Below are 14,396 nucleotides of genomic sequence, written 5' to 3'. Positions count from 1 at the left end.
GGTCAATTGGATCGGATATCGGAAATGTTGGAGTAGCCCGGGATGGCCAGCTTAAGGTCGGATGTCGGGCTGCTGCCCAGACTGCCCAGACCACGCAATTCCAGCTGGAAGAAAATACCGGTGCTCTTGGAGGCGGAAGAAATGGTGGTTGCCAGGGTGTTGGTACGCTTCACCACCACACGCGCCGTCCAGCAGCCGTCGTTGTACTCTACCCCGAGCAGATGCTCAAGTGGCTTGCTGTCGATCAGGGAATAGCTCTCGCGGCCCACGGCATACCATTGACGCACGATAGGCCATTGCACACCCAGGTCGACCATGCGTAGCGGGCCGTATTGGGTTGTATCACCAATTTGGTCGTAACGGCCATAGCGGTAGCGCAGGCTGACGGTTTTGCCCGGAGCCGGGTTGTAGCGCACTTGCAGATTGTAGCGCTGGGTTTTGGCCAGATCCTGGTTGTACTCATAGGTACTGTCCAGACGCCAGGCCTGGTCAAGATCGCCGCCCAGGCTACCCAGCAGGCCCTTGCTGTTGTTCTGCAGGGTGATCTGGTTGCCGTACAGCGAGGTGTCTTCGTTGCGGAAGTAATAGCGCTGACCCAGCATCAGGCGCAGCCGTTCGATACCGGTTTCAGCACTGATCAGGCGGCTGGTCAGCGCTGCGGTCAGCTGGTTGGCGGCATTGATGCGGTCCCAGCTGGAAAAGCGGTTTTCCGAGAACAGCTGGGCGAAGTTGAAGTCGTTTTCCGAGCTGTCAAAGTTCGGAATTTTGCTTTGGTCCTTCGCCGGGATGTAAACGTAGAACAAACGCGGTTCCAGCGTTTCCACATAATTGCTGCCATTGAAGCTGGTGTCGCGCTCGAAGTGCAGGCCGGAATCGGTGCTGAAAATCGGCAAGGTGCGGGTAATGGTGCTGCCCGGTGTCGTATTGTTGCTCAGCGGATTCAGGTCGTACTTGGTGTAATTGACGCCGAACTTGGGGCGGAAGAAGCCCCAGCTCTTGTCCAGCAGATTCCAGGTGACACTGGGATAGGCGACAAAGCGGTCACCGGTCTGCAAGGTGGGGTGCGAAAAACGTGTCAGGTCGCCTTGCAGATTGAAGCTGAAACCGGATGGCAGCTGCTGGTTGGCCACCAGGGTCAGCTGCGGTAGGCGGGCATAGGGCTGGTCGGCCGGAATCAGCGGGTCTTCCAGCGTCTGGTAGCGCTGCACGCGCAGCATGGCTTCCAGATTGCCGCCCTGCCAGTTGGTGTTGTACTTGGTCCAGGCCTGGCGCAGCAGGTTGACATTGATGGCCTGCAGGGTGCGGTCACCAAAATCGTCGAAGTATTTCGTGTCGGAGACGTAGTTGTAGTCGTAGCCAAAGGTCAGCCCCGGCAGCAGGTTTTGCTTGTGGGTGGCGTACCAGGCGTAGCGATTGGTGTGGGTCAGCTTGTCGTTGCGCAGCTGCTCGGTATAAATGCTGCCCTCGTAGTCCGGCTCCAGGTAACGGAACTCACCGGCCAGCATGGTGCCCCGCTTGAGGTTGATGTGCGGGGTGAAGGTGGCATCGAAATTGGGCGCGATGTTCCAGTAGTAGGGCAGCGCAATGTCAAAACCGGTGGTGCCGGAGCGGAAGGTGGGCGTGAGCAGGCCCGATTTGCGGCTACCGTCCAGCGGGAAGTCGATCCAGGGTGTATACAGGATGGGGACGCCCTGAAATTCCAGTCGGGCATTGCGGGCAACACCGATATTGGTGGCGTAGTTCAGGTCCAGCGTGGAGGACTTCAGATACCACGAGTCATCCCCCACCACGCAGGAGTTGACCCGGCTGTTGATCAGGCGGTACTGGTCCGGCCCGGTGAACTGGGCTTCACTGCCATCGCCACGGAAGGCAATGCCGGATTGTGCCAGACTGCGCTTGGCACCGCCGGGCTTGTTATTGGTATCCGGGCTGCCCATCTGGAAGGAAGGCTGCTGGGCCGAACCGGTATGTTCGTCCATCCAGTAGTCAAGCGTGGTGCCGGTGACAACGTCCTTGTCACGCGTCAGACGGAAGTGGTTGCCCGCCTTCACCCGGTTTTGTTGCTGGTAGTAGTCCAGCCAGTCCGCTTCCAGGGTCTGGTTGTCGCGAATCACCACCACATCGCCACTGGCTTTCAGCTTGTCCTGCATCTGCCCGTCCATGTGGTCGGCAGTGACATGCGTCTGCCCCTGGGTGGTGGGCGTGGTATTAAGCGCTTCCGGCGCATTGTCTGCGGCCTGGGCGGCAGAAACCGAGAAAGCGGCTGCCAGAGCCAGCGTCATTTTCGTGGGCTGCAGTTTGAGCATGCACAAAGCCATATCGTGTGGACAGGTGAGCAGGTTAAAATCAGCAGATTCTATCAGCATCGTGACGAACCGACATGCAACGTTTGGAACAACTCAAGAGCTGGCTTGACAGCCTGTATCCGCAAACCGACATCATGGTGGAGTTTGCCGCGGCCGACGCCGACTTCCGTCGCTACTTCCGTGCCCACTTCCCGGATGGCACTTCGCGCATCGTCATGGATGCGCCGCCAGAGAAAATGGACACCGATCCTTACGTGAAGGTTCGTGAGATTTTTTCGGTGGTGAATGTCCCGCAAATCATCGCCCGTGACCGCGAGCAAGGCTTCATGTTGCTGGAGGATCTGGGCAAGATCACCCTGCTGGCGGCTCTGGAACATGACACACGTCCGCTGGTGCATCGTCATCTGCTGCTGGAGGCGGTGGATACCCTGCTGGCCCTGCAGCAAGCCAGCCGTCCCGATGTGTTGCCAGAGTACGACGAAGCCTTGCTGCGCCGGGAACTCAGCCTGTTTCCGGAATGGTATTGCGCCAAGGAACTGGGCAAGCCGCTCAACTTCGCGCAGCGCCAGTTATGGGATGCCGGCTGTGAAAAACTGCTGGCGGCCATCCTGCCGCAAAACAAGGTTTTCGTGCATCGCGACTTCATTGTCCGCAACCTGATGCTGACCTCCGGCCACCCCGGCGTGCTGGATTTCCAGGACGCGGTGTACGGCCCGATCAGCTACGATCTGGTGTCCTTGCTGCGCGATGCCTTCATCGAGTGGGAAGAGGATTTCGTGCTGGATATCGCCATCCGCTACTGGGAAAAAGCCCGGGCCCTTGGCTTGCCGGTGCCGGAAAGCGTGGATGATTTCTACCGTGATTTCGAATGGATGGGCGTGCAGCGCCACCTGAAAGTGGCCGGAATCTTTGCAAGACTTTACCACCGTGACGGCAAGGAAAAGTACCGTAGCGAGATTCCGCGCTTCATCAAATACCTCAAACGCACCACCCGCCGCTATCAGGAACTGGCTCCGCTGTATCAGTTGCTGCTGCAACTGGTGGGCAAGGACGAGACCGATGCCGAGCTGCAATCGGCCTACCCGGTACTGAGCGTCAAGGGCTGATGGCGTGGGCATGAAAGCGATGATTCTGGCGGCCGGTCGTGGCGAGCGCATGCGCCCGCTGACCGACCACACGCCCAAACCCTTGCTGCCGGCTGGTGGCAGGCCGCTGATCGAGTGGCATATCCGCCGTCTGGCGGCCGCGGGTGTCCGCCAGCTGGTGATCAACCACGCCTGGCTGGGTGCGCAAATCGAACAGGTGCTGGGCGACGGTAGTCGCCTTGGTGTGGAGATTGCCTACTCGCCGGAGAGTACCGCGCTGGAAACAGCAGGTGGCATTGCCACCGCGCTGCCCTTGCTGGGCGATGCACCGTTTCTGGTGGTGAATGGCGATGTGCTGAGCAATGTCGATTTCGCTGCCTTGCAACAACAGGCAGCACAGCTGGATGGCAGAACCCGTCTGGCCCACCTGCTGCTGGTGGACAATCCGCCGCACAATCCGGCCGGTGATTTCGGCCTGCTGGCTAATGGCCTGCTGGCAGCCAGGCCAGATGCGGGTAACGGGCTGACCTTCTCCGGCATTGCCGCCTACCATCCGGCCTTGTTTGCCGATACGCCCGCTGGCCAGCCGGCCAAGCTGGCACCGCTGCTGCGTGCTGTCATGGCGCAGGGGCAGGTGAGTGGCAGCCGACTGGATGGCTTGTGGCTGGATGTGGGCACGCCGGAACGGCTGGCCGAGGCTGATGCCATTGCCGCGGGCTGGACAGCGTGAGTCGGCGCATTCTGGGCGTGGACCCCGGTAGCCGCATTACCGGTTTCGGCGTGATCGACCTGATTGGCCAGCAGCGTCATTATGTGGCTTCCGGCTGCATCCGCACTCCGCAGGGTGCGCCGCTGGCCGAGCGCATCAAGGTCATCATCGACGGGCTGTTCGGCGTGATCGACACCTATCAGCCACACGAAGCGGCCATCGAGCAGGTGTTCGTCAACGTCAATCCGGCGGCCACGCTGATGCTGGGCCAGGCGCGTGGTGCCTGTGTTTCCGCCTTGGTGTTGCGCAATCTGGCTGTCTCGGACTACACCGCCTTGCAGGTCAAGCAATCGGTGGTCGGTCATGGCAAGGCGGCCAAGGAGCAGGTGCAGCACATGGTGGTGCGCATGCTCAATCTGTCCGGCACGCCACAGGCCGATGCGGCGGATGCGCTGGCCGTGGCGCTGGCACATGCCAACCTCAGTGGCGGTGCCATCGGCCAGCTGGCACGGCAGGGCCTGAAAGTGCGTGGCGGGCGTCTGGTTTAGCGCAAGCACAGTTGGTCGTGGCTGCGCTATGCTGTGGTCATCGTCCTGACGGAGCACTGCATGCCCCCTTCTCCTGTTGCCATCGAACCGCAAGCGGCTGATCTGGCGCATCACCCGGTGCGCTGGTGGCTGGCCACCCGGCCTGCCTTTCTCACCATCACCCTGGCCGGTGCATTGCTTGGCATCGCCGCCAGCGGCTGGGCAGCATTGCAACAGCACTGGCCCTTGGCACTGCTGGGCCTGATCCTGGCCTTGCTCACCCATGCTGCGGTCAATGTCATCAATGATGTGGCCGACCATCACAATGGCACGGATGCCGCCAATACCGCGCGGCTGTTTCCGTTTACCGGTGGCAGCCGTTTCATCCAGAACGGTGTGCTCAGCGCAACACAGATGCGCAGCCTCGCCTATGGGCTGTTTGCTCTCGTCATTGTCGGTGGGCTGTATCTGGTCAGCTTGCGTGGCCTGCCGCTCTTGCTGATTGGTGTGGCTGGCGTGCTGCTGGGCTGGGCGTATTCAGCACCGCCCTTGCAGCTGAACAGCCGCGGTCTGGGAGAGCCCAGTGTGGCAGCCTGCTTTCTGTTGTTGCCACAGGGCATGGCGGTATTGCTGACGGGGGGCTGGCAGAGCACCTTGCTATGGGCCAGCTTGCCTTATGCCCTCCTCACCAGCCTGCTGTTGTATATCAATCAGTTTCCCGATCGCGACGCCGACCGGCAGGCCGGCAAATGGCACTGGGTGGTGCGCTTGCCACTGGCGCAGGCCCGCATGGTCTACGCCCTGCTTGTCGTGCTGGCCTATGGCCTGCTGGCCATGCTGCTGTGGCAGCAGCGTCTGCCGCTGTTTACCGCGCTGGGTTTGCTGACCTTGCCGCTGTCCGGCTTTGCCAGCGTGCAGTTATGGCAGCATGCGGGCGAACCGTCACACTTGCGCCCGGCCATCATCGCCACCATCATGGCGGCCAATCTGTATCCACTGTTGTTGGCCGTGGCCTTGCTGCTGGCCTGAGCAATCAATTTCACTGGAGTATTTTTGTCATGATCGGACGCCTCAGCGGCACTCTTATCGAAAAGCTGCCACCGCAGGTGGTGGTGGACGTCAATGGCGTCGGTTACGAAGTGGATGTGCCGATGACAACGTTTTACCAGCTCCCGGCCCTGGGCCAGAAGGCCACGTTGTTCACCCATCTGGTGGTGCGGGAGGATGCCCACCTGCTGTTCGGTTTTGCCAGCAAGGAAGAACGGGAGACCTTCCGCCAATTGATCAAGGTCAGTGGCATCGGTGCCAAGATTGCGCTGGCCATCCTGTCCGGCATGACGGCGGATGAACTGGCGGTGGCCATTGCCAGTGAGGATATCAAGCGCCTGTCTTCTGTTCCCGGCATCGGCAAGAAAACCGCTGAACGGCTGGTGCTGGAGCTGCGTGGCAAGCTGGCTACCGGTAGTAATCTGGCCGTACCCGGCGGCCTGCCCTTTGCCGCCACGCCGGACGAAAAGAGCGATATCGTCAATGCCCTGCTGGCACTGGGTTACAACGAGAAGGAAGCTGCCGCCGCTACCAAGGGCCTGCCTGCCGACGTGACTGTCAGCGACGGTGTGCGCCTCGCTTTGAAGAATTTGATGAAGGGCTAGCCTGCGGCCTGTTGGGGCAGGTGGTAAGATGGACGGATTCAAAATCCAGCCACCACGGCAGTACCCATGATCGAAACCGACAAGCTGATTGGCGGCGCACCCGAGCGACGCATCGTTACCCAGCAAAGCCTGTCCTCGCAGGAAGAAGCACTGGAGCGCGCGCTGCGCCCCAAGCAGCTGGATGAATATGTGGGCCAGAAGAAGGCACGCGAGCAGCTGGAAATCTTCATCGAGGCCGCCAAGCGCCGTGGCGAAGCGCTGGACCACGTGCTGCTGTTTGGCCCGCCCGGCCTGGGCAAGACCACGCTGGCGCACATTGTGGCGCGCGAGATGGGCGTGAACCTGCGCCAGACCTCCGGCCCGGTGCTGGAACGTGCAGGCGACCTGGCCGCCCTGCTGACCAATCTGGAGCCGCACGATGTGCTGTTCATCGACGAAATCCACCGCTTGAGCCCGGTTGTCGAGGAAATCCTCTACCCGGCGCTGGAGGATTACCAGATCGACATCATGATTGGCGAAGGCCCGGCCGCACGCTCGGTCAAGCTGGACCTGCCGCCCTTCACCCTGGTGGGGGCCACCACCCGTGCCGGCATGCTGACCAACCCGCTGCGGGACCGCTTTGGCATTGTGGCGCGGCTGGAGTTTTATACTCCGGAAGAACTGACACGGATTGTCAGCCGTTCTGCCGGGCTGCTGAATGTCACACTGGGCGAAGACGGCGCTTTCGAGGTGGCACGCCGCTCGCGCGGCACACCGCGCATTGCCAACCGCCTGCTGCGTCGGGTACGTGACTATGCCGAAGTGAAATCCGATGGCGTTGTCACGGCCCAGGTGGCCGATGCTGCATTGGCCATGCTGGATGTCGACCCGGCCGGTCTGGATGTGATGGACCGCAAGCTGCTGGCTGCCATTCTGGAGAAATTCGGTGGCGGCCCGGTGGGGCTGGACAATGTCGGTGCGGCCATTGGTGAATCCACCGACACCATTGAAGACGTGATCGAACCCTTCCTGATCCAGCAAGGCTATTTGCAACGTACCCCGCGCGGCCGCATGGCCACGGCTTTGGCGTACACCCATTTTGGCCTGCCGCTGAAAGACTAGTCCCATGCAGAAAATCATCATCAAGACCGGGCGTACCTACCCGGCGCTGGCCGAAAAACTGGGTGATTTTGAACACTGGATTGCCCGCGAATTGCAAGCTGCTCCCGGTGAGTGGCGCGTGGTGGACGTGCAGCGTGGCGAAACCCTCCCCGCAGTGGAGGACTGCGCCGCGGCGGTGATTACCGGATCCCCGGCCATGGTGAGCGATCGCGAGGACTGGAGCGTGTCCACCGCACAGTGGCTGCGTCAGGCGGTGGCGCGTGCGCTTCCGGTATTGGGTATCTGTTATGGCCACCAGTTGCTGGCCGATGCCCTGGGCGGCAGCGTGGGCTACCACCCCAAGGGGCCGGAGGCAGGGGTAGTTGAGGTCGACCTGTTACCTGCGGCAGCAGAAGACCCGCTGTTTGCCGGCATGCCCGCCAGCTTTCCGGCGGCGGTCATTCACTGGCAGTCCGTCAGTGCCTTGCCTCCGGGGGCGGTACGGCTGGCAGCCAACGCATTCGAACCCAATCATGCATTCCGCCTGGGTTCGGCCTGGGGCGTACAATTTCATCCCGAGTTCGATCTTGCCGCCATGGACGCTTATCTGGCGCATCTGGCACCCACGCTGCAAGCGGCAGGTCTGGCACCAGAAGCGTTGCGGACACGGTTGTGCCCCACGCCACAGGCTGCGGCTGTGTTGCAGCGGTTTGCCCGCCTGCTGCAACAGCCATCGGTCTGAGCGTGGCGCGCTGTACATGAATTGATCTGTTATCTGAACCTGATTTGGTTTTCCAGAAAGGAAACATCATGTTTTATGCACTGTTTGCTGCCATTGTCGTGGTTGCCCTGGCTACTTCGCTGGCAGTAGTGCGTTTTTTTGACCCCGCCATCGTCAAGATCCTGCGCCGTACTCTGGGACAGGACCTGGCCGATGCCTGGCGCTACTACATCAGCTTTGCCATCGTGGTGGCAGGGATCTCCGGCGGCGTCCGCCCCTGGAATCTGGAGCAGTATCTGCCGCCTACTGCCGGCAAGGGCAGTACCCAGCTGGAACTGACCGGTGCGCGCTGGGTGCTGGAATTGTGGAACGCGCTGACCGAAACCCTGCGCTCGATGGCGCTGGTAATGTTCCTGTTCTTCATCTGCCTGATGATGGCTTATGTGATTGCCCGTGCGCTGGAATTGTGCCGCGCTCGCGAGCTGGAGACTGGCAAAAACGTGGATGCGTCCGGACAGGAGTGATACTGCATGTTGCAGGTGCTGTTTTTTGACATTGGCATGGCTATTCAGGACAATCGCATAGTGTGAAAAAATGTTAACGAAAGTCCCCGATGAAAAAAACAGCACTCTTTCTGGCGCTGGCAACCTGTTCGGCCAGCTTGTATGCCGCCAATCCCATGCCTGCAGCACAACTCGGTATTGAAGGCTATCACGAGACCTACCACGAGACTGTGGCCGGCGCGAGCTTCATGACAGAAAAGGCAAACATGTTCGGCTTGAACATGACCTTGCGCGAAGATATCAACGACAGGGATGCCTTTGTACTGCGCGGTCGCTATGCGTGGGGTAGTTCCGACTACTCGAGTGCTTCCGGCCAGTTCAGCGATTTGCGCCGCAAGAGCTATGACTTCAGCCTGGTTTACCAGCATGCATTTGAATTGAGCGCTACCACGCTGACGCCGGAAATCGGTCTGGGTTATCGCCGTCTGGATGACCACCTGGATCAGGCCGGCAGTGGCGGCTACGGACGCAATTCCATGTACAGCTATTTGCTGCTGGGGATGAGTACCCGCAACAGCCTGAATGCCGACTGGATGATTGCCCCGCGTCTGACCTACAAATACATGCTGGCGGGTACCCAGGTATCACGTTTAAGTGAAATCAGCAGTTCTTGTGGCGACTTGCACAACAGCCAGAAGAATGGCTATGGCTATGAAGCCAACCTGGCTTTCGACCGCAAGCTTGCAGGCGGAACCGCACTGAGCATCACACCGTTTTACCGTTACTGGAGCATCAAGGACAGTGATACGGCCACTACCGTATGTGGCAATTTCATTGTTTCCGGGATGGAACCACAAAACACCACCAAGGAAGTGGGTGTGAGTGTGGCGTATTCCTTCTGAAGCCCTTGTGCCACAAAAAAGGCGGCTTGCGCCGCCTTTTTTGTGCCTGTCACTACCCTGAAGCCAGGATTTACAGGGTGACCATATTGTCGCGGTGAATCAGTTCCGGCTCCACCATATAGCCCAGTGTGGCTTCAATCTCGCGCGTGGTTTTCTTCATGATCAGCCGGGCTTCGTCCGAGCTGTAGTTCACCAGGCCGCGTGCTACTTCCAGCCCTTGCGGGTCCACGCAGGCCACCGCTTCACCGCGCAGGAAGTCGCCTTCGATGGCGGTAACCCCAACCGGCAGCAGGCTGGTACCACGTTCGCGTACTGCCAGTGCCGCACCATTGTCCAGCACGATCCGACCGGTCAGCTTCAGGTGGTCAGCCAGCCATTGCTTGCGTGCTGCCATGCGGTTGGTCGGTGCCAGCAGCTGGGTGCCAATGCCTTCGCCATCGGCCAGGCGGGACAGCACATCATGTTCGCGACCACAGGCAATCACCGTGTCGGCACCACTGCGGGCCGAACGCTTGGCGGCGAGGATCTTGGTAATCATGCCGCCGGTACCAATGCTGGAGCCTGCACCACCGGCCATGTCTTCCAGCGCAGCATCACCTGCCTGCGCTTCGTGCACGAATACCGCATCCGGATGCTTGCGCGGGTCGGCAGTGTACAGGCCTTGCTGGTCGGTCAGGATGATCAGCGCATCGGCTTCAATCAGGTTGGTGACCAATGCACCCAGCGTGTCGTTGTCGCCAAAACGGATTTCGTCGGTGACCACCGTGTCATTCTCATTGATGATGGGGACGACATTAAGATTGAGCAGGGTGGTGAGTGTGGTGCGCGCATTCAGGTAACGGGTGCGGTCGGCCAGGTCTTCGTGGGTCAGCAGGATTTGGGCGGTTTTCAGGCCGAAAGAGCGGAACGCAGTTTCATAGGCCTGACACAGACCCATCTGGCCCACGGCTGCAGCGGCCTGCAGTTCGTGAACCCCCTTGGGGCGTACCGACCAGCCCAGGCGCTGACAGCCTTCGGCAATGGCCCCGCTGGAAACCAGCACCACCTGTTTGCCACGGCGTTTCAGTTCGGCAATTTCAGCGGCCCAGCGCGCCAGCGCCGCCAGGTCCAGTCCCTTGCCATCATTGGTGACCAGGCTGGAACCTACCTTGACCACAATCCGGTTGGCGGCATGAATCACCGAGCGCATACAAAACCCTTCTGCTGCAATAAATGAAGAAGCTGAAGAGTTTACCGCAAACCGGACAGCCTGGGCGTGGCTCAGAAGTGGTCGCTATCGCGAAATTCCATCAGCTGGAAATGGGGGGATTGCTTGTCCAGCCTGGAGGAGCGTACCAGCATGTCACCCTTGTCATCCCACAGGCGGAATTCGCGCAGCCGGCTGAACGGGCGGCCTTGCATCAACAGCAGGGCCGGACGGCGCAGGCTGGCAATGGCCGGGAGGCGCAGGGCAAATTGCGGGGTGTCGCTGGGATGGGTAATGGTGGGAATCACCATGACGGCTTCGGGTTTGGCCGCGATGATTTCCACCCCGCATTCCACATCTACCCCATCCGGCAGCAAGGATACCCAGCACACCATGCACAACTGGGCGCTGTCAGGTTTGCCCGGATGAGTCAGCAACACAGCTTCGCCAGCGCGCAGGGTCTGGCCGCGTGGCTGGCCGCGCAGCAGAAAGCCGGTGGCACTCTGGTTCACCACCACAAACAGGCTGGGCGGCGGCGGTGCGCGGGTGGTGGGGGGCGGTGCGGCTTCTTCGTTGCCGGCCTGCACCCAGCTCATGCCGTTGCTGCGATACCAGATGGCCGGCACGGTGGAAATCAGTTCGATTACTTCCTGGATCGGCAGGCGCTGGTGTCGGCGGCGGCGCGGTTGCTGCCATTCGGCAGCCAGCGATTGCAGCAGGTGCAGCTCATCGTAAGTCTGGCTGGGGTTGCTGCTGGTGTTCTGTACCTTGGTCAATTGCTCGATGCTGTGATTCAGCACGGTAATGGCCGGTACCAGGTCCAGCAGATAACATCCCGCTTCCAGGGTTTCCGCCTGGATACGCAGAAAGCGCGGCGGTTCGTCACGGCTGGCATCCACCAGATAGCCATGGGCCTGGCCCTGGATTGCCTCAACCGGAACCAGACCGGTTTGATGGGCCAGATCCATGATCAACTGCTTGGCCACCAGTAATTCCGGCATGGACAGCCGGTTGGTGGAGGTCAGCCCCAACAGCAGGATCTGGCGGTAAATGGTGGCTGGTGAATCGTCGTTTTCCAGATGCTTGTCCTGCCAGCCACGCGCCAGGGCAAAGCTGAACAGCTGGTGGCAGTCGTACCAGAAGTGTGCCGGTGGCGGGCTGTAGCTCTGGCAGCAGATGCTCAGCAACTGGCGTGCCGACATCATGGTGTACAACAGCAGTTCGATGCGTTGTTGCTCGCGTTCCAGCAGGCCACGTTTGGCCAGCCGCTCGCTCAGCGTGCGTTTGAAGGCAATGAAAATGGCTTCGAACAGGGCTGCACCCAGCATGGCCAGCTGGCGGGTGCGCGGTGCCGAGGTCAGATCGGTCTGGATGATTTCACTTTCCAGCGCCGGGTAGTAGCGGTCCAGCCCTTTCAGGTATTGCAGCAGCAGCTTGTGGCGGTTGGCCACTTCCATCGGGGTACGGCTGAGATTGCGCAAGGCATCCAGCATCTGGCGGCCGCATTCATGCAGGTCGGTGTAGGGCAAGCGTTCTACCCAGCTGGCAACGCTGTCAGGGTTGGTGTCTACCAATCTCGGGTCCATATCCAGAGCGGGCAAGGCAAGCTGCATCGTGCATCCTGTGGCTAGGCGGGTAAGGGAATGAGTTCTGGCGGAATGACAAACCATATGGATGGTTGATCTGCCATTCCTTGTATCGCTCATGCTATTTGAATCAAGCCCGCCTAGGCAAGGTAATCCTCACGGCAACGCGGTGACCGGCCCGGTCAAAATCGTGTTTTCTTGATGCAGGGCATCCAGTACGGTGCTGGTGGCCTGGAACAGCTGCATCATTTCCGCGGGCTGCATGACATAAGGCGGCATGAAGTACACCGTCTTGCCGATCGGTCTGACCAGACAGCCCAGTTTCAGCATGGCTGAGAAAAATGCTTGTGCAAAGTCGGCGCGCGGGCTTTCTACATCAAACGCCCAGATCATGCCGGTATGGCGGAAGTGACGCACATCCGCCCGTTCAGCCAGCGGTGCCAGAATGTCGGTAAAGGTGGCGGCCAGTTCGCGGTTGCGCGCAATGATGTCTTCGTCGGCAAAAATGTCCAGCACCGCCAGGGCGGCGCTGCAAGCCAGGGCATTGCCGGTGTAGCTGTGGGAGTGCAAAAAGCCGCGGGTGACATCATCGTGATAAAACGCCTGATAGATGGTGTCGGTGCTCAGTACACAGGACAGGGGCAGGAAGCCACCGGTAATGCCTTTGGACAGGCAGAGAAAGTCCGGTTTGATACCGGCCTGCTCGCAGGCAAACAGCGTGCCGGTGCGGCCAAAGCCAACGGCAATTTCATCGGCAATCAGGTGTACCTGGTACTGATCGCACAGGCGGCGCAGTTCTGTCAGGTAGACCGGGTGGTACATGGCCATGCCGGCCGCACCCTGTACCAGCGGTTCCACAATGATGGCCGCCATTTCGCCAGCCTTCTTTGTCAGCACATTTTCCAGCGAGCGAATCGCCGTCATCGCGACATCTTCAGCGCTCTGCCCTTGTCGTGCCAGTCTTGCATCCGGCGATGGCACCCGCACGCCAGGCTTGAGCAGCGGCGCATAGGTGGCGGAGAACAGTGGAACATCGGTGACGGCCAGCGCACCGGCGGTTTCACCGTGGTAGCTGTTATCCAGGCTGATGAAACGGCACTTCTCCGGCTGGCCGATGTTCTTCCAGTAATGAAAGCTCATCTTCAGGGCAATTTCGGTGGCGCTGGCACCATCCGAGGCATAGAACACATGGCCAAGCCCGGTCAGCGCCGACAGGCGCTCGGACAGTTCGATCACCGGCCTGTGGGTGAAACCGGCCAGGATCACATGTTCCACCTCATCCAGTTGCTGCCTGATGGCCTGCTTGATACGCGGATGGCCATGACCGAACAGGTTCACCCACCAGGAACTCACGGCATCCAGGTAACGATTGCCGTCGAAATCCTCCAGCCATACCCCTTCGGCTTTGGCGATGGGGATGATGGGCAGGGTTTCGTGGCGTTTCATCTGGGTGCAAGGGTGCCAGACGCTGTCGCGGCTGCGGTTCAGCCAGTCCTGGTTGCTCATGAGGGCTCCTGTATGCGGGAATGGCAGGATGCTAACACAGCCAGTCCCGGCAGCCGGAACTGACAAAAAACGTCACATGCTGACAGACTATGCAGGGTGAGTGATGGCGTACCTCCCTGAAAACACAGTGTGCAGCCACCTGGCACGCTTTCTGCATTATGTAGCCCGTGCATACCACGGAGAGGGGCATGCGACGCAATAACGGTTTTACCTTGATTGAACTGATGATTGTGGTAGCCATCATCGGCATTCTGGCTGCGATTGCGATACCGGCGTATCAGAACTACACCATCAGGGCCAAGATTTCCGAGGGTCTGACCTCCGCCGATGCAATCAAGTCTGCGATGTGGGATAGCTACACCACGAATAACAGTTGGCCTGGCAGTAACGCTTCAGCAGGGATTGCCTCGGCAACGGCTTTTGCCACGAAGTACATCGACAGCATCAATATCGTGTCAGCTTCTTCGGTAAGCCAGATTGTTGTCAGTTTTAATGCAAGTACAGTGTTAAGTGGGCTTACGGTAACGTTGACGCCTGTCATTTCGAGTGGATCCATCACTTGGTCGTGCCAGTCGAATACGTCATCAACCCAGTATTTACCTTCCAGTTGTCGTTAACCATCAAGCAAAGGAA

General features: G+C 59.9%; 14 protein-coding genes. 10 read left to right on the top strand and 4 right to left on the bottom strand.

Going from position 1 to position 14,396, the window contains the following annotated elements:
- Positions 1 to 2: 2 nt before the first annotated feature.
- Positions 3 to 2,306 (bottom strand): LPS-assembly protein LptD, encoded by a 2,304-nt coding sequence (locus tag DKK66_RS05810; protein WP_131356196.1) that lies wholly within the window; start codon positions 2,304 to 2,306, stop codon positions 3 to 5.
- A 74-nt stretch (positions 2,307 to 2,380) separates the two neighbouring features.
- Here DKK66_RS05810 and amgK point away from each other — a divergent pair, with 74 nt between their 5' ends.
- The 9 genes from amgK (at position 2,381) to DKK66_RS05765 (ending at position 9,485) form a co-directional block, all read left to right on the top strand.
- Positions 2,381 to 3,412, top strand: a complete 1,032-nt coding sequence (gene amgK, locus DKK66_RS05805; RefSeq protein ID WP_062788340.1) for an N-acetylmuramate/N-acetylglucosamine kinase AmgK — start codon at positions 2,381 to 2,383, stop codon at positions 3,410 to 3,412.
- Positions 3,413 to 3,422: 10 nt separating this feature from the next.
- Complete coding sequence (gene murU / locus DKK66_RS05800; protein WP_131356193.1) at positions 3,423 to 4,121, top strand: N-acetylmuramate alpha-1-phosphate uridylyltransferase MurU; 699 nt, start codon at positions 3,423 to 3,425, stop codon at positions 4,119 to 4,121.
- Complete coding sequence (ruvC, locus tag DKK66_RS05795) at positions 4,118 to 4,648, top strand: crossover junction endodeoxyribonuclease RuvC (RefSeq protein WP_045846364.1); 531 nt, start codon at positions 4,118 to 4,120, stop codon at positions 4,646 to 4,648. The genes murU and ruvC overlap by 4 nt, the downstream gene beginning before the upstream one ends.
- A 60-nt stretch (positions 4,649 to 4,708) precedes the next feature.
- On the top strand, positions 4,709 to 5,656 hold the full coding sequence (locus tag DKK66_RS05790) for a prenyltransferase (protein WP_131356190.1): 948 nt from the start codon (positions 4,709 to 4,711) through the stop codon (positions 5,654 to 5,656).
- A gap of 29 nt (positions 5,657 to 5,685) precedes the next feature.
- Positions 5,686 to 6,279: a Holliday junction branch migration protein RuvA gene (gene ruvA, locus DKK66_RS05785; RefSeq protein WP_045846366.1), complete on the top strand. Its 594-nt coding sequence runs from the start codon at positions 5,686 to 5,688 to the stop codon at positions 6,277 to 6,279.
- A gap of 66 nt (positions 6,280 to 6,345) precedes the next feature.
- Positions 6,346 to 7,380, top strand: a complete 1,035-nt coding sequence (gene ruvB, locus DKK66_RS05780) for a Holliday junction branch migration DNA helicase RuvB (RefSeq protein WP_045846367.1) — start codon at positions 6,346 to 6,348, stop codon at positions 7,378 to 7,380.
- A gap of 4 nt (positions 7,381 to 7,384) precedes the next feature.
- Positions 7,385 to 8,101, top strand: coding sequence for a glutamine amidotransferase (locus DKK66_RS05775; RefSeq protein WP_131356186.1), 717 nt, complete (start codon positions 7,385 to 7,387; stop codon positions 8,099 to 8,101).
- Positions 8,102 to 8,169: 68 nt separating this feature from the next.
- Positions 8,170 to 8,604: a hypothetical protein gene (locus DKK66_RS05770; RefSeq protein ID WP_131356183.1), complete on the top strand. Its 435-nt coding sequence runs from the start codon at positions 8,170 to 8,172 to the stop codon at positions 8,602 to 8,604.
- Between the two features lie 89 nt (positions 8,605 to 8,693).
- Complete coding sequence (locus tag DKK66_RS05765) at positions 8,694 to 9,485, top strand: hypothetical protein (RefSeq protein ID WP_131356180.1); 792 nt, start codon at positions 8,694 to 8,696, stop codon at positions 9,483 to 9,485.
- Positions 9,486 to 9,555: 70 nt separating this feature from the next.
- Here the strand turns inward: DKK66_RS05765 and proB are convergent, their stop codons facing one another.
- The 3 genes from proB to DKK66_RS05750 all read right to left on the bottom strand — a co-directional run bounded on the left by proB (position 9,556) and on the right by DKK66_RS05750 (position 13,763).
- A complete protein-coding gene (gene proB, locus DKK66_RS05760) occupies positions 9,556 to 10,674 on the bottom strand; it encodes a glutamate 5-kinase (RefSeq protein ID WP_045846370.1) in 1,119 nt (372 codons plus the stop codon).
- Between the two features lie 71 nt (positions 10,675 to 10,745).
- A complete protein-coding gene (locus tag DKK66_RS05755) occupies positions 10,746 to 12,284 on the bottom strand; it encodes a hypothetical protein (RefSeq protein WP_131356177.1) in 1,539 nt (512 codons plus the stop codon).
- A gap of 129 nt (positions 12,285 to 12,413) precedes the next feature.
- Entirely contained in the window at positions 12,414 to 13,763 is a 1,350-nt protein-coding gene (locus DKK66_RS05750; RefSeq protein WP_131356175.1) for an adenosylmethionine--8-amino-7-oxononanoate transaminase, read from the bottom strand.
- A 188-nt stretch (positions 13,764 to 13,951) separates the two neighbouring features.
- Between DKK66_RS05750 and DKK66_RS20580 the strand changes: the two genes are divergently transcribed.
- Positions 13,952 to 14,380: a pilin gene (locus DKK66_RS20580; protein WP_131356172.1), complete on the top strand. Its 429-nt coding sequence runs from the start codon at positions 13,952 to 13,954 to the stop codon at positions 14,378 to 14,380.
- The last annotated feature ends 16 nt before the right edge of the window (positions 14,381 to 14,396 follow it).

It is taken from the genome of Aquitalea sp. USM4 (genome assembly GCF_004328945.1).
GTDB classification, from domain to species: domain Bacteria; phylum Pseudomonadota; class Gammaproteobacteria; order Burkholderiales; family Chromobacteriaceae; genus Aquitalea; species Aquitalea pelogenes.
This window is presented reverse-complemented; position numbering and strand designations above follow the sequence as displayed.